The sequence below is a fragment of the Paenibacillus solanacearum genome, from assembly GCF_910593845.1.
Lineage (GTDB): Bacteria > Bacillota > Bacilli > Paenibacillales > NBRC-103111 > Paenibacillus_G > Paenibacillus_G solanacearum.
Genome location: NZ_CAJVAS010000004.1, coordinates 132,794 through 147,480 on the forward strand (window position 1 = coordinate 132,794; position 14,687 = coordinate 147,480).

The 14,687-nt window shown below is 51.1% G+C and carries 13 protein-coding genes and 1 pseudogene; 1 reads left to right on the forward strand and 13 read right to left on the reverse strand.

Annotation, left to right across the window (positions count from 1 at the left end; all coding sequences use genetic code 11):
- Nucleotides 1-4: 4 nt before the first annotated feature.
- From KXG62_RS06570 to KXG62_RS06605, 8 genes and pseudogenes are all read right to left on the reverse strand, one after another.
- Entirely contained in the window at nucleotides 5-2,440 is a 2,436-nt protein-coding gene (locus tag KXG62_RS06570; protein WP_218091138.1) for a cell division protein FtsL, read from the reverse strand.
- A gap of 16 nt (nucleotides 2,441-2,456) precedes the next feature.
- Nucleotides 2,457-3,695 carry a hypothetical protein gene (locus KXG62_RS06575; protein WP_246627321.1) on the reverse strand — a complete coding sequence of 413 codons (1,239 nt, stop codon included), beginning with the start codon at nucleotides 3,693-3,695 and terminating at the stop codon, nucleotides 2,457-2,459.
- A 198-nt stretch (nucleotides 3,696-3,893) separates the two neighbouring features.
- Nucleotides 3,894-4,277: pseudogene (locus KXG62_RS06580) on the reverse strand (cysteine hydrolase family protein); the annotation flags it as partial.
- A 47-nt stretch (nucleotides 4,278-4,324) separates the two neighbouring features.
- Nucleotides 4,325-5,308 (reverse strand): peptide-methionine (S)-S-oxide reductase MsrA, encoded by a 984-nt coding sequence (msrA, locus tag KXG62_RS06585; RefSeq protein ID WP_218091352.1) that lies wholly within the window; start codon nucleotides 5,306-5,308, stop codon nucleotides 4,325-4,327.
- Between the two features lie 201 nt (nucleotides 5,309-5,509).
- Nucleotides 5,510-7,483: a ribosomal protection-like ABC-F family protein gene (gene abc-f, locus KXG62_RS06590; protein ID WP_218091140.1), complete on the reverse strand. Its 1,974-nt coding sequence runs from the start codon at nucleotides 7,481-7,483 to the stop codon at nucleotides 5,510-5,512.
- Between the two features lie 92 nt (nucleotides 7,484-7,575).
- Nucleotides 7,576-7,719 (reverse strand): hypothetical protein, encoded by a 144-nt coding sequence (locus tag KXG62_RS06595; protein WP_218091141.1) that lies wholly within the window; start codon nucleotides 7,717-7,719, stop codon nucleotides 7,576-7,578.
- A gap of 110 nt (nucleotides 7,720-7,829) precedes the next feature.
- A complete protein-coding gene (locus tag KXG62_RS06600; RefSeq protein WP_218091142.1) occupies nucleotides 7,830-8,825 on the reverse strand; it encodes an aldose 1-epimerase in 996 nt (331 codons plus the stop codon).
- Nucleotides 8,826-8,963: 138 nt separating this feature from the next.
- Nucleotides 8,964-9,191 (reverse strand): alpha/beta-type small acid-soluble spore protein, encoded by a 228-nt coding sequence (locus KXG62_RS06605; protein ID WP_218091143.1) that lies wholly within the window; start codon nucleotides 9,189-9,191, stop codon nucleotides 8,964-8,966.
- A 210-nt stretch (nucleotides 9,192-9,401) separates the two neighbouring features.
- Between KXG62_RS06605 and KXG62_RS06610 the strand changes: the two genes are divergently transcribed.
- The gene (locus KXG62_RS06610; protein WP_218091144.1) at nucleotides 9,402-9,620 is read left to right on the forward strand and encodes a hypothetical protein; all 219 of its coding nucleotides are present in this window, start codon (nucleotides 9,402-9,404) and stop codon (nucleotides 9,618-9,620) included.
- 91 nt (nucleotides 9,621-9,711) lie between these two features.
- On the opposite strand, the gene KXG62_RS06615 is transcribed toward KXG62_RS06610, so the two are convergent.
- The 5 genes from KXG62_RS06615 to KXG62_RS06635 all read right to left on the reverse strand — a co-directional run bounded on the left by KXG62_RS06615 (nucleotide 9,712) and on the right by KXG62_RS06635 (nucleotide 14,674).
- Nucleotides 9,712-10,566 carry an HAD-IIB family hydrolase gene (locus tag KXG62_RS06615; RefSeq protein ID WP_246627322.1) on the reverse strand — a complete coding sequence of 285 codons (855 nt, stop codon included), beginning with the start codon at nucleotides 10,564-10,566 and terminating at the stop codon, nucleotides 9,712-9,714.
- Nucleotides 10,567-10,599: 33 nt separating this feature from the next.
- Nucleotides 10,600-10,803: a hypothetical protein gene (locus KXG62_RS06620; protein ID WP_218091146.1), complete on the reverse strand. Its 204-nt coding sequence runs from the start codon at nucleotides 10,801-10,803 to the stop codon at nucleotides 10,600-10,602.
- A 72-nt stretch (nucleotides 10,804-10,875) separates the two neighbouring features.
- Complete coding sequence (gene glgA, locus KXG62_RS06625) at nucleotides 10,876-12,309, reverse strand: glycogen synthase GlgA (protein WP_218091147.1); 1,434 nt, start codon at nucleotides 12,307-12,309, stop codon at nucleotides 10,876-10,878.
- Between the two features lie 80 nt (nucleotides 12,310-12,389).
- Complete coding sequence (glgD, locus tag KXG62_RS06630) at nucleotides 12,390-13,490, reverse strand: glucose-1-phosphate adenylyltransferase subunit GlgD (protein WP_218091353.1); 1,101 nt, start codon at nucleotides 13,488-13,490, stop codon at nucleotides 12,390-12,392.
- A gap of 14 nt (nucleotides 13,491-13,504) precedes the next feature.
- On the reverse strand, nucleotides 13,505-14,674 hold the full coding sequence (locus KXG62_RS06635) for a glucose-1-phosphate adenylyltransferase (protein WP_218091148.1): 1,170 nt from the start codon (nucleotides 14,672-14,674) through the stop codon (nucleotides 13,505-13,507).
- Nucleotides 14,675-14,687 lie beyond the last annotated feature (13 nt).

Sequence of the window (14,687 nt, forward strand, 5' to 3'; positions counted from 1 at the left end):
TATCTCACCCTTCTAGTTCAGCTCGGTGTGCCCGTTTAATGCTTTCAATCCTCTCCGATACCATCCCCAATTGCTCTTGTAGGTCAGTTAAGTTCAAATATTCCTCCACATATTCAACTCCCAGATCCTTTACTGCTTCTCTCACTCTTTCCATTAGACTATGAATAACACTTCTATCCCGTAACATATTCGCAAAGTTGTTTTCGTTTAATATATTTTGAATCCTCAGATTCAACTCATTTGCTATCGAACCCATGACAGCGGCAAACGGTATTCCATACTCACAAGAAATACAGTCGTTCTCTGACTTTGCCGGATACGGGCATGGATGCTTGAAGCATTGTACATTTTTCGACTTTGAAGGCAAGTGTCCCAAATAAATTTGATCAATCATTTTCCGTAATTGAGTACCATTGAGTTTTGAAACCTCTGTTGCTAATGTCGTTCTTCGGCTTTCTGAGAATGCTAAAAAATCCGCAAGTGACTCTAGTCCTCTCGGGGTAAGCTGTGTTTGTATGTGATTGATTAAAGTTGTCTCCTGAGACATTGTTAAGTTCTTACCACATTCGGTTTTGGCACCCTCTGTGATTAAATAATATAAATATCCGAACTCTCCTCGGTTAAAGAGTTCTACGACAGCATTATCCATCATTCCTTCTTTGCTTATTTGACGCAGATATCCTTTTGTCGTTTCGCTCATTCCGAATTCCGATATTTCGTTTCCCCAATCATGGTTCCGAATTGCCATTGAAGCTATATAGGCAAGATATGATTCACCGGATTTGTCCTTTATGTCGTTATAGAGATATGTAAGCAAGCTTCGATTCATTTTCAACGTGCTATACTCTGATAATTTTGTCTTGTTAAAAAAATGTTTCCATACACTTTTGTATGATTGATTGTGCTTTGTATTAAAAAATATGATGTACTCGTCCTTTTCCCTTTCATTATGCAGTTGGCAGATTGCGTAAGCCGTTGCCACGCTCATTCTCAAGCTGTTATTGACATAAAAATTTCTTTTAAACTGATTCTTGCTTACCTCGAAGTAGGTTAAGTTCATTTTATCTATCTGGTATAAAATAGAATCCGATTGTGGTTTTGTCAGTCGATGGAACTCAAAATAGTCTAATGAATCGATACCCAAATGGTGTATTTCAATGTTTGGCAATAAATTTAGGTCAGACGGTCTCCAACCATTAACGGTAGTTAAAAGGACATGCAACCACGCTGAGGCATATATTCTGTCCTGCATGGCAGTTTGGCAATGTTTCTCTACATCTTTCACGTAAACATAGTAGGCAAGAAACGTATCAAACTCATATATCTCATCTTTTTCATTATTCAATTTTATATCCTTTACCGTGTATTTCTTTTGGTATTTTGTTTTCAAATTGATCCTAAGATAATTCAAAAACCTTGACATTATCGCCTTGTCTTTTTGTTTAAGCGTATCCCAATCATATAACTGTTCCAGTTCAATATCTGAGTAATCGAACAATTCCTTTTTTAATACTTCACAAAACATACTTGCACGATTCACCAAAGCCCTTGCAAACAAGGTTCTGGTTCTTAAATTTCCATTACTGTTTGCGAGCGTTCGATTTGCATACCGAACAAACCATTCCATCGTCACTTTTACTTGTGGGGGGATGCTAATATTGTCAATGCCCTGTTTTAATACTTCCATCGGGTTATCATTATCGACAAATACTTCAATAGATTTCGTATATTTTTTTACGGCTTCTTCGGGGATGTAGTATGTATTATGTTCTTTTTGAACTTTATATTTCCGTTCAAATGGGATAATCCCCCTTGATTTAATAAAGTGATATACGGAACTTCTATGTACGGTCTTATCATACGGAAAATACTTTACCGCCTCTTGTGAAGGAATTAAATTGTTCTCTTTAATATACTTATCTTCTTTTTCGAGTTCAGTTTTAAGTGACAAAACACTGCTTCGACGGTTGTAGAATATATTTGATTCCGATAAGGTTTCTCCAATTAAACCTTCGTCCCTTATTCGTCTCAATACCCTATGATCTCTAATTCCTAACAGTTTCATAATTTCATCACTAGCCACGAACTCGGCAGACTGCTTTAATCCTGTTCTGCTTCTTAATATTTCAACGTAACGCCGCGGTATAAAAATACTTGTTCTGTCGCCCAACCAACACAACATTCCGATTGGAATTACTTTTGTCAGTAAGATATCCAACTCGTCTTGCCCTAATCCTAGTTCCCTTCGCACCTTTATCTTCGTAGAATAGTTTTCGTCCAAGTATTGTTTGTGAGCCAGATAATCATTTAGCGATTTTTCGCTTATATAAATTCCCCCATTAATTTCAACCTGCTTTAAACCAAGTGTGAATTTTAAAATATCACTTTTTCCGATAGCTTTACTAGCCGCTGATTTGGATACACAGACTTCACCCGACACAAGTATGTTATTCCGCCTAGTTCTCGCCATTAGTGTGATCACCCTCATACATTCTTTCTAAGCTGTTATTGACAGGTACAATGATTTTTGATGAACCAGCCAAGTATGGCAACACTGACTTCGGGGAACCATCTCGTCTAGCCACCATAAGTTCGAGTACATTTTTACATTGTTCAGCTACTAAGTTGCTGTAAGTACCTCGACCAATATGGGTGTTCCAAGGAAGAGACATATAATTTAGAGCATATATTTTATCTGTCGGACTTTCGGAGTCGGACAATTGCTTGATAAAGGCTTCTTTCACCTCTATAAACCTGTTTCTAAAGGTCTGATATTGCATCGCTTCACCCCGACGATTTACCAACAGACTATCGCTTCCGTCAATCGGTTCGGGAAAATGTTTTAGATGGAATTGATACAACTCTCCCAATAAGTCTTGATATGCTTGTACCGCTTGATTCCCAGGAGTCTTTACACGATTACCGCTCCCTTTAGCAAACTTAACGTCAGTATCTAATTTTAAAATTAAGCCACCTTCGCCTTTAACACCCTTAGTTTTTATCTCCGAACGTTTAATTGAAAGGACTTCTGAACCCCTCACCCCCCCGAAAAAGCAGATATAGAGACCAAGAGCAATATCCGGTGCTATTTCAATGGCTGTTGCCACAAAAGGGATAATATGTTCGTCTGCAATCTTTCTAATTTTTTCCGGTGCCTTAGGCTTTTTATTCACTATGGAGATTTCGTCTTTGAAGAGACTACTGATTTCCTTTTCTTCCCCTTTAGGCAATGCCAATTGAGCTATGTATTCGTAGGAGTAGTTCCTTAAAATACCCTTTTTTGCTAAGTAGAGATAGAAGTGTGTAAGTGTTGAACTGTATGAATTCACCGTAGATTCATAATTACCCTCGGATGCTTTAGTCTCCAAGAAATGTATCGCGTGATCGAAGGTTAAATCTCGGAGTGATTTGATTTTTAATATTCTGTTGTATTTGAAGAATATATGGTTTAGGAACACAACCAAGTGCTTCGCTCTGGCTACTTGAGTGTTGTACCCCTTTCGTTTCCAGTTATCATATATAAAGCTTGTAAGCGGGTGGACCTTTTCTCTTTTGTTATCCTTATTCATCAACACTATCAATATGTAATCCTGAACAATGTCTTTTCCTTTCTTCTGTCCGATCACTAGCTTAGTACTTCTATAAGTAAACTTGAGGTTTTCATTTGGATTTAATCTGATAATCTCCCCCATCATATGAGCCCCCTAAAACCATCTATTACCCTGCCATCCTATCACAATATGTATAAATTTGTCGATACTATTATGCACACCCCTGCCTTTAACTAGATTTCATAAAAATGAAAATAATCCCTTTAATATAAAAGGGATCACAACATTTTTCAATCTATCAATTATGTACATTATTAGTTATGCACACTTCCATAAAGATAAGGTGCATACGCCGACAAGATGCAGCTCCTGAATGCCGCGCGCGCGGAGCCGAAGCTCCAGATCCGTGCCGCAAAAGGCGCTGTATCGCGTTTTGTCCATCCAGTAAATCGAGTCGCGGTTCGCCTGGTACACTTCATCCAGCTTGCCGTAAAGCTGTCTTCCCGCCGTTCCGCGAATATTGTGCGGCGGAAACAGCCGATGCTCAGGATGATACGCATCTTCGTCGTCATGCAAGTCGACAGCCATCACCACATCATCGCCGGCCTGGACGAACTGCTCCGTCAACTCCGAGATGCGGCCCTCAATGTCGATCGCCGGCTGGCCGCAGGGCAGCCGCCCCTCCACAAAATCGAACGTATAATCAATTACGATAAGCGCCTTCATCCGGTTCGCCCTCCTGTTCATTGTCGTACCGTTACGCTATAGACCGCTTAGCTCTTCCGATCGAACAAATGCCGGAATTCCCCGTACCCTTCCTTCTCCAAATCGTCCTTCGCGACGAACCGCAAGGCTGCGGAATTAATGCAATAGCGAAGCCCGCCCGGGGCCGGGCCGTCATGGAACAGATGGCCGAGATGCGAATCGCCTTCCTTGCTGCGCACTTCCGTACGAACCATCATATGGGATAGGTCCGTCTTCTCCTTGATGCGACTGGACACGAGCGGCCGCATGAAGCTCGGCCAGCCGCAGCCGGCGTCATATTTATCCAGCGAGCTGAACAGCGGTTCTCCCGACACGACGTCGACGTAGATACCTTCCTGATCGTGATCCCAATATTCGCCCGTAAACGGCCGCTCCGTGCCGTTACGCTGCGTAACCTCGTATTGGATCGGCGTCAGCTTGCTTTTCAATGCATTCAAATCTTTGGGCACCGCCCAATGCTCCTCGATGAAAGCGTCGCGGCCGGAGCCTTTCCGGTACATTTTGTACCGCAGCGGCTGCTTCCGGTGATAATCCTGATGATACTCCTCCGCCGGATAAAACGTCGCGGCCGGCACAATCGGCGTGACGATCGGCCGGGTAAATCTTCCGCTCCGATCGAGCTGTTCCTTCGACGCTTCCGCCAAGAGCCGCTGCTCCTCCGTGTGGTAAAATATTGCGGTCCGGTACGAAGATCCCCGGTCATGGAACTGGCCGCCGGCATCGGTCGGATCGATTTGCTGCCAAAAAATATCGAGCAGCTTCGCATATGGAAAAATCGCCGGATCGAATTCGATTTGGACGGCTTCCGTATGACCGGTCGCATCCGAGCACACTTCTTTGTATGTCGGATTTTCCGTATGGCCGCCGGTATAGCCCGACGTGACGCTAATAATGCCGGGCATCTCCTCGAACGGCGAAACCATGCACCAGAAGCACCCGCCCGCAAATGTGGCCAGCTCCTTGTTGTGCCCGTTGCTGTCTGTGTGACTCATCGTGATCGCCTCCGTAAGCATGTTTAGCCATATTTTATCAAAGTACAGCGGCAAACACCATGTTTGACGCACCTGCAGTCCGGCAAGCCGCTTGGCGTGCAGCGCGCGCTCACTCGGCAAGCAGCCATAGGCCGCCCTCGCCTCCGGCTGCTCCGCGGGAACGCGCCTGTTCCGCTGGCCTGGGCGCGTCAGGGAACGTCCCTACTCCCCCTCCAGCCGCATCCACTGCCCGTACAGCCGGTCCAGCTCGGCCTGCACCGCCTCCCGCTCGGACCACAGCGCAGACAGCTCCGCGGCGGACGTCGGCGAGGCGGTGTCTTCCAGCGACGCATCAAGCGCGGCTAAGCGGCTTTCTTCCCGGGCAATCGACAGCTCGAGCTGCTCGCGCAGGCGCTGCGCTTTGCGGGCTGCATCGGCTCCCTCAGCCTGCTCGCCGCGTTCGCGCCGCTTGGCGGCTTGGCTCCCGCTTCCGCTCCCGCCGGCCGGAGCGGCGCCGCCGGACTGCAAGCCAGGATCGGAACTCTGCTGCTCGGCCCGCAACCGGAGCTCCGCGCTTTTCTCTTTATACGCGTCGAAGCCGCCGAGGAACACGGTAATGTTCCCGCGATCAAGCTCCCATATTTTATCGGCCATCCGGTTGATGAAATAACGGTCATGCGTCACGGCGAGCACCGTCCCCGGGTACTCCGCAAGCGCCTCCTCCAGCGCCTCGCGCGATGCGATGTCCATATGATTCGTCGGCTCGTCAAGCAGGAGCAGGTTCGGCTTGCGCAGCACGAGCAGGGCCAGCCTCAACCGCGTCCACTCGCCACCCGAAAGCGTGCCGACCGACTTGAACACGTCAGCGCCGTAGAACAGGTAGCCGGCCAGGCAGGAACGCGCCTCGCCTTCTTCCATACGCGCTTCCTCGCGGAAATAATCGAGCACCGATTGGCCGTGATCGGGCGGGTACTGCTGCTGCGCCAAATAACCGATTTCAACGCGAGCGCCGATGTCGAGCATGCCTTCATCCGCCTGCTCTGCCCCGAGAATCAGCTTGAGCAGCGTCGTTTTCCCTGATCCGTTGCTGCCGATCAGCATCACCTTTTCCCCGTACTCCAGCATGCCGCTCGCCCGGTTCAGCAAGCGAGCTTCGCCGTATGCCTTGGAAATGTCTTCGAAGCGAATAACTCGCCGGCCCGAACGCTCCGACAGCTTCAAATCAAACTCCGCTCCTTTGGGCTCCAGCACCGGCCGTTTGATCTTTTCCATCCGGTCCAGCGCCTTCTGCATCGAAGCCGCCCTGCGAAAAAACTTCTCATAACCGCCGATGCGTCCCCACTCGATCAACTGCTTGATCGCTTCTTTCATTTTGTGGATCTTCTTTTGCTGCTCCTGGTATTCGGCGAACTGCTGAAGCAGCTTCTCCTCTTTCTCCTTCACATAGCCGGAGTAGTTCGTATGAAACGTGCAAGACTCGCCATCTTCCAGCTCCACGATTTTGTCCGCCACGCGGTCCAAAAAATACCGGTCATGGGATACGATCAGGCATGCGCCTTCATATTTGTTCAAAAACTGCTCCAGCCATTCGACTACGGACATGTCTAAATGATTCGTCGGCTCGTCGAGCAGCAGCACATCCGGCTGGCCGATCAGTTGAGACGCCAGAGCAATCTTCGTCTTCTCGCCGCCGGATAGCGAGGCGTACTCCCTTTCGTACATGCTGCGATCGATCTGAAGCCCTGTCGCCACCTTATCAATGCTGGCCTCCAGCTCGTAGCCTCCCCCTCGCTCATACTGCTCCTGCAGCTGTGCATACAGCTGCAAACAGCGTTCCAGCCGGCCAGCATGGCTAGCGATATCCGGATCGGCCATTTGCCGTTCCAGCTCCATCATGCCGGTTCGGCAGGCGATCGTATCGCGAAAGGGGGTAGCGAGCACTTCGTAGACCGTACATTTCTCCCATTCGGCAGGCATTTGCGCCAAATAGCCGATTTGCGTATCTTTGCGCACCGCGAGCTGCCCTTCGTCCGGTTGGTCTAGCTTCGCAATGAGCCGCAGCAGCGTCGATTTGCCGCTTCCGTTGCGGCCGACGAGCCCGATTCGCTCGCCTTCGTGAATCGCAATCGTCACATCATCCAATACGAGCTGCGTACCGTTATATTTCTTTATATGTTGACCGTGAACAAGTAACATGGGGATCCTCCTTGGATTCGAAAGATCCTATCCCGCCATACAAAAAAGCCGTAGGAAAAATTCCCTACGGCTTTCGGAACGCTCCGATGCGGTTAAGGTAGGAATCTTTTCGCGAGTGGTGAATGCGTATGGTTATCGATAGACAGACTTCTCCCGTCTTTTGCAAAACCATGAACGATGCCAGCCATCGCAATAGGCAATTGGCTAACACGGCTATTCACCAGCTCTTGATTCATCCTACCTCACCTCCATTCATGCATAATAATGTAAAAATATCATACCGCAGTTCATTTGGCAAGTTTATCCTTGCCTTTGGCAGTGCATACCCTTCCAACCGGATGTACTGCTACGCTTCGATCGCATACAATCTGGACGATGCTTCCCAGATCGCTCCAGGCTCCAGCGCATGCAAGCCGATCTCCTCGGCCGGCAGCTCCACGTTCGGCGCGTTGACCAGGTTCACCTGCGGTTCCGGACAAAAGAAGCGGCCGCCGGCGTTGTTGTTCCATATCATCCACTGCTTGTACGCCGTGCCGACATCGTATACCAGCTTCACGTTCAGACGCGTATCGGTCAGCTCCATCCGGTTCCGCCCGTTCTGCGGCACTGCGGTATAGTGGTTGTCCATCGCTTCAAAATACGGCGACACGCCGCCCTGTTTCATCCGTTCTTCTTCGGGCTTCAGCGGCTGGAACTTGCCTGTCGGCAGCATGCGCCCGCTCAGCTCCCAGCGCTGGCCGATCGTCATCGTGAACGTGCAGTCGGCGGCAGTGCTGCCCTCGGCGAACGGCGCGTTGATCGACGTGTGGAACGCCAGCAGGCAAGGCATCGATTCGGTTCCGTCATTGCGGACCGTAACCTGCTGCTGCAGGCCATCCTCGCTGAGCGTATAGTGAAGCCGGATCGTAAACGCGTGCGGGAAATAAGCGTAGACCGGATGGCTCTCGGTGACGCGCTGCACCAGCGTGACCCGCGCCTCCGTCTCGCTGCTGGAGCAGCTTTCGACAGCCCACGGAATGACATGCAAAAATCCGTGCAGGTGGTTGCCCGTGCTCGGCTCGTTCACCGGAAACGAATAGACTTTGCCGTTCCAAGGAAACTTCCCGTCTTCGTAACGGTTCGGCGGAAACAGCACCGGAATCCCGTGAATGACCGGCTTGGCCTTGAAGGACTCCATCTCCTCCGCCGTCGGCTCATGCAAGAACCGGTACTGCTTGACCGTGTCGCGAAATGCGATCAGATTGGCGCCGATTTCCGGCAGAACGGCTGCCTGGTAGGGGCCGGCTTCCAGCCAAACGGCTTTCTCTCCTTGATACAAACCTTCATATGTATTCGCTGCCATGAGATCCTCCTGTGCCTTAAGCAATCGTGTTTGTTCGACAGTATCACTTTACCAGATGCAGGAAGGATTGAACAGTGCTGTGACAGCAAAAAACCGGGAGAACGAATTCTCCCGGCTTTCATGCGCTGATGAAGCAGCTTATCTGAGTCTGTTTCCAGAAAGTTGTTGTTCTGCGATTTGAACCAAGCGGCGAGTGATGTGGCCCCCGATTGCGCCGGTATCGCGCGTAGCCATGAAACCGTAGTATCCGTCTTGCGGAATTTGAATGCCCAATTCTTGTGCGACTTCATACTTCATTTGCTCCAACGCTGCTGTTGCTTGAGGTACCACCAATTGGTTGCTGGAGCGAGATTGACCTGTTGCCATAAGTATGACCTCCTAAGTTGGGTGTGAAAGCACTTTATCGAGTGCTGTAAAAGTATTATGTACGGCACTTTCCGTTCTTATGCGAGCTTGCCTGAAAAATTTTCACAACACCAAAGTCGGCCTCCACATATTCGGCCAAGTCGCGCATATACTCTATTCGTCCCAGTTTTTCGGGGCTTACGGACAACACGAAAGGATGGTGGTCTTGACATGTGGGAAAGCGTATGGAAAAAAGAAACGCTCGAAATCCAAATGAATCCGGAACGCAAATCGATTATGCTGCAAATGTCGGAAGGAACGGAAACGGCCGCGCCGCTGCACGTACAGTTGAATCAATCCGAACTTTTTGAACTGCTGCATACGTTCTTGAATATTAACCGCTCCTTCAACAAAGAGACGATGTATTACGACGACGCCAGCCGTGTGTGAGGCGTTACATACACGGCAAATCAAGCCTTGGGTTACAGCCCAAGGCCTGACTGTTCCGTCAATGCCGAAGCCATACCGGCAAACGCGCCGCTCATTCGGACAAGCTTCTGCCTCGGAACAGTTCGCGCTCGAGATCGCAGGCGACGCCGTCTTCGTCGTTGCTGGCCGCCACGCGGTCGGCCTGCCCGAGAAGAACCGGATGCGCATTGGCCACGGCTACCTTGCGTCCGGCGGCTTCGAATAGCCCCGTGTCGTTCAGATTGTCTCCGTACACGACAACTTGCTCCGGACAAGCCCCTACGAGCCGCGCCCACAGCTTCAGTCCTTCCCGCTTGTTCGCTTGCGCATCGCTGAATTCCAGAAAATAATGGTCCTGTATATAACGGTCCGGCATCATATTCATATGTACATGCGTGCCAAACTTCTCCGCTGCCGCCCTGCGCAGCGGTTCCAGCTCCCGCTCGTAGCCGATGTAAGTGAGCATCAGCGTGCGCATTCCGGGCAGCGGCGTCAGAGACGGCTGTTCGCGAAATCGCGGATCTCCCGGCCGGCTGGCGAGAAACTGCCTGTCGCCTGTCCGTGTCATCGATTCATGCAGCACAATTTCCCGATCTTCCGCATCAAGCGCAAACCATAATGGCGCGACGCCGTGCGCCCGTCCCAGTTCAATAATCTCGAGCGCCGCCGACTCGCTTAGAAAATGTCCGTCCACCACGCTGCGATTGACCGGATCGTAGAGAAGCGCTCCGTTATACAGCACAACCGGATATCTCCATGGCACGGAGGACACGACATTCATGGAGCTGGTATAGCTGCGCGCGGTTGCGTAACTGATCACATGGCCGTCCTCCAGCGCGCGGGTCAACAGGCTCCGCGAGAAGTCGGACAGCGTCGCGTCGGATCGAAGCAGCGTACCGTCCAAATCGGTTAATACATAGGTCAGCAAACGCAACTCTCCCCTCTTGAACTCGTATTGCAGTTACTCTTCTTCCATGTCCGGGTCGGCATTCAGTTCCGTTTCCCACTCGATCTGCAAATGCTTGTCTGCCCAGTCGCGTACAATGATTTCTACCGCATTCTCTTTCTCTTCCTCGGTCAATTCTTCCATCTTCGCATCCGCCACGTCCACGTCGGCTTCCTTCACGAGCTCCCCTGCTACCGACAACTTGATCCGTATCTTCATGCGCTGCCTCCTTTCAAAGGAAAAAACCAACATCCGTGATGGACATCGGTTTCCTGTAACATCCTCCTGCCATTATACCCCGGCCGCCAATCTGCCGTACAGCTCGGCATACTGCTGCGCCGATTTACGCCAGCTGAAATCTTTTTTCTTCATGTTCGCCATGAGCTTGTCCCAAACGTCCGGCTCATGATACAGACGAACCGCTCTCCGAATCGTGTGCAGCATATCGTGAGCGTTATAGTTGGCGAAGCTGAAGCCGGTGCCTTCCCCGGTCGCCTCGTTATACGGCGTGACGGTGTCCTTCAAGCCGCCGGTTTCCCGCACGATCGGCACGCTGCGGTAGCGCATCGCAATCAGTTGGCCGATGCCGCACGGCTCGAAGAGCGACGGCATCAAGAACAGATCCGACCCGGCGTAAATTTGGCGGGCCAGCGCCTCGTCGAACAACAAGTTCGCGGACAGCTTGTCCGGATACGCGTCCGCCGCCCAGCGGAACAGCCGCTCGAACTGCGGCTCCCCCGTCCCCAGCACGACCCACTGTAAGTCCAGCTCCATCAGCTCGGCGATGACGCGGTCGATCAGGGCGATGCCCTTCTGATCTACAAGCCGGGTCACCAGCGCAATCAGCGGAATGTCCTTACGGACCGGCAGACCGAGCCGCTCCTGCAGCTTCAGCTTGTTGAGCTGCTTCTTGGTCAGCGAATCGCGGTAATGGGTCGTAACGTGCGGATCGGTCATCGGGTCGAACTCATCGTAATCGAGCCCGTTAATAATCCCCTGCAGCCGGTACTGCTGGCTGCGCAGCAGCCCGTCCAGAAATTCGCCGTAGTACGGCGTCTGAATTTCTTCCGCATACGTCGGACTGACGGTCGTGATGAAGTCGGAATACAGCAAGCCGCCCTTCATGAAGCTGGCTCCGCCGTGCAGCTCCAGCGCGTATCCGCTGAAATGCTCTTCCCCGAGTGCGAAATAGTCCTGGAACTGCTCTTTGCCGAACACGCCCTGGTACTTTAAATTATGTACCGTCATCACCGTGCGGATATGCGCATATGCCGGCTGGTGGCTGAAGTGCGCCCGGTACAGCACCGGAATCATGCCCGCCTGCCAGTCGTGGCAGTGCAGCACGTCCGGCACGAAATCGATGTGCTGCAGCGAATCAAGCACGGCCCGGCAGTAGAACGCGAATCGTTCCGCATCGTCGCCGTATCCGTAGCAGCCCTTGCGGGTAAAATAAAACTCATTGTCGATGAAATAAAAGATGACGCCGTTCATATCCAGCTTCCATACCCCGCAATACAATTGCCTCCAGCCCATCTGCAGCTGAAATTCGGCGATCCGCTCCATCCGCTCCTTGTAATGAAGAGGAATGTCCTCGTACTTCGGCAGCATGACACGTACATCCGTTCCAAGCTTGGCGAGTTCCTTGGGCAACGAGCCGATTACGTCGGCAAGTCCTCCCGTCTTCACAAACGGCACGGCTTCTGACGCGGCAAATAACACTTTCATGGCTTCCATCCACTCCTTTATATATCGTGACGCCACCCGCAAGCTCCGGCTTCGAAGCGTGCGGGCACGCCATTGTATCATTAAATGACTTTGGTTTTGGAAGCGATGAACGGTGCTTGTTTGTCCCCGGTGAGCACGCGGCCTCTGTTGATAAACACGTCTTTGTCCAGAATCGCGTTCTCGATGATGACGTTCTCGTCGATCTCGCAATTTTGCAATATAATGCTGTTCTTCACGTAAGCGCCCTTGCGGATCTTGACGCCCCGGAACAATATGCTGTTCTCGACTTTCCCTTCGATCACGCAGCCGTTGGCGATCAGCGAATTGCGGGCATGCGCATGCTCCGCGTAGCGGGCCGGCGGTTCGTCCTTGACCTTGGTATAGATCAGATTTTTTTGGAAAAACAGCTCGCGCCAAATTTTCGGATTCAGCAGCTGCATGCTGTGCTTGTAGTAGCTTTGAATCGTATTTACAATGCCAGTATGTCCGGTGTGCTGGTACCCGTAAACGCCGAGCTTGTCGACGTTTTTCATGATGCCGTCCCGCACCAGGTGGTCGTAGCCTTGCGCAAGGCAAGTTTCGACCATGTCCAGCAGCAGCTCCTTGCTCATGACGTACATCTCCATCGAGATGTTATCCGTGCGCAGCCGTCCCGAATGATCCTCGATCACCGTGACTTGCCCGTTATCTTTGACCGCCATGCGCCGGAATTTAGCCAATTCCTCGTCGTCCGATTTTTTGTAAACGACCGTCACGTCGGCTTTTTTCTCCAGATGGTAATCCAGGACGTCGTTAAAGTCGATATTGCACACCAGATGGCTGCGGGTGATGACGACATATTCCTCGCGCCCGCGGTAAAAGTAATCCCGGTGGCTGTAAAATTGGAACAAGTCGCCGCGGGCCATCCCCGTCCTCTCGTGCAGCAACGCCGGCAGCAGGAACAGTCCGCCTCGCTTGCGGTCCAGATCCCATTCTTTCCCGGAGCCGAGATGGTCCATCAGCGAACGGTATTTATGCTCGGTGAACACGGCGACGTTCTCGATCCCCGAGTTCACCATGCTCGATAACGTAAAGTCGATCAGCCGGTACCGCGAGCCGAACGGAACCGACGCGACGCAGCGGTTGTAGGTCAACTCTTCCAAATCTTCCGGCTCATTCACCAAATTGATAACGCCCATCATACGCTTCATGAGGCTCACCCTTTCGCCGATGCCATAGTCTCCGTGCTTATACGCTCGTTGCTGCCGATCAATATAATATCCTGACTTGCTCCGTTCTCGGGGTTGCCGATGACGCTTCCGTCCTCCACCACTGTACCTTCCCCGATGATCGCCTTATGGATGACGACGTTGCTGCCGATCGTCACATTCGGCATAATGACAGAATCCTTGATCACGCTGCCTTCGCCGACCGTCACCCCGTAGAACAGCACGGAATGATCGATTTCGCCGAACACGCAGCAGCCTTCATTGACGAGGGAACGGCGAATTTGCGCGGTAGAAGCGATATATTGGCCCGGTTGGCACGGATTCACCGAATAGATGCGCCATTCGCTGTCGTTCAAGTTGAATTCCGGCTTCTCCTCCAGCAAATCCATATTCGCTTCCCATAGACTTTGAATCGTGCCGACGTCTTTCCAATAGCCGTCGAACGGATAAGCGTACATGTTCCTGCCTTCTTGCAGCATGCCGGGGATAATATCTTTGCCGAAGTCTTTGCTCGATTCGAGGTTCGCCTCATCTTCGATCAAGCACTCCTTCAGCGCCTTCCAATTGAATATATAAATACCCATCGAAGCCAGGTTGCTCTTCGGCTCCTTCGGTTTTTCTTCAAATTCGGTAATCCGTTCTTCCTCATCGACGCTCATGATGCCGAACCGGCTCGCCTCCTCCCATTTGACGGGAATGACGGCGATCGTGGCGTCCGCCCCTTTCCGTTTATGAAAGTCGAGCATCAGGTCGTAATCCATTTTGTAGATGTGGTCGCCGGAAATAATAAGCACATATTCGGGGTCGTATTGCTCAATAAACGAAATGTTGCGGTAGATCGCATTTGCGGTGCCTTTGTACCAGTCCCCTCCGCTCTGCTCCATAAACGGCGGAAGCACGGTCACGCCGCCATGTTTGCGGTCCAAGTCCCACGGGGCTCCAATGCCGATATATGTGTTCAGCACGAGCGGCTGGTATTGCGTCAGCACGCCGACGGTATCGATTCCGGAGTTGGTGCAGTTGCTTAATGTAAAGTCGATGATCCGGTACTTTCCGCCGAAATGAACTGCCGGTTTTGCCAGTTTGTTCGTCAATAGTCCGAGCCTTCTTCCTTCGCCACCTGCGAGCAGCATGGCCACACACTCTTTTTTACGCATCGGCTTCTCTACC

What these genes read in the sequence shown, in the direction of transcription:
- KXG62_RS06575 (WP_246627321.1), bottom strand. Translation starts at nt 3,695, where the DNA reads ATGATGGGGGAGATTATCAGATTAAATCCAAATGAAAACCTCAAGTTT.
- msrA (WP_218091352.1), bottom strand. Translation starts at nt 5,308, where the DNA reads ATGAGTCACACAGACAGCAACGGGCACAACAAGGAGCTGGCCACATTT.
- abc-f (WP_218091140.1), bottom strand. Translation starts at nt 7,483, where the DNA reads ATGTTACTTGTTCACGGTCAACATATAAAGAAATATAACGGTACGCAG.
- KXG62_RS06595 (WP_218091141.1), bottom strand. Translation starts at nt 7,719, where the DNA reads ATGAATCAAGAGCTGGTGAATAGCCGTGTTAGCCAATTGCCTATTGCG.
- KXG62_RS06600 (WP_218091142.1), bottom strand. Translation starts at nt 8,825, where the DNA reads ATGGCAGCGAATACATATGAAGGTTTGTATCAAGGAGAGAAAGCCGTT.
- KXG62_RS06605 (WP_218091143.1), bottom strand. Translation starts at nt 9,191, where the DNA reads ATGGCAACAGGTCAATCTCGCTCCAGCAACCAATTGGTGGTACCTCAA.
- KXG62_RS06610 (WP_218091144.1), top strand. Translation starts at nt 9,402, where the DNA reads ATGTGGGAAAGCGTATGGAAAAAAGAAACGCTCGAAATCCAAATGAAT.
- KXG62_RS06620 (WP_218091146.1), bottom strand. Translation starts at nt 10,803, where the DNA reads ATGAAGATACGGATCAAGTTGTCGGTAGCAGGGGAGCTCGTGAAGGAA.
- glgA (WP_218091147.1), bottom strand. Translation starts at nt 12,309, where the DNA reads ATGAAAGTGTTATTTGCCGCGTCAGAAGCCGTGCCGTTTGTGAAGACG.
- glgD (WP_218091353.1), bottom strand. Translation starts at nt 13,490, where the DNA reads ATGATGGGCGTTATCAATTTGGTGAATGAGCCGGAAGATTTGGAAGAG.
- KXG62_RS06635 (WP_218091148.1), bottom strand. Translation starts at nt 14,674, where the DNA reads ATGCGTAAAAAAGAGTGTGTGGCCATGCTGCTCGCAGGTGGCGAAGGA.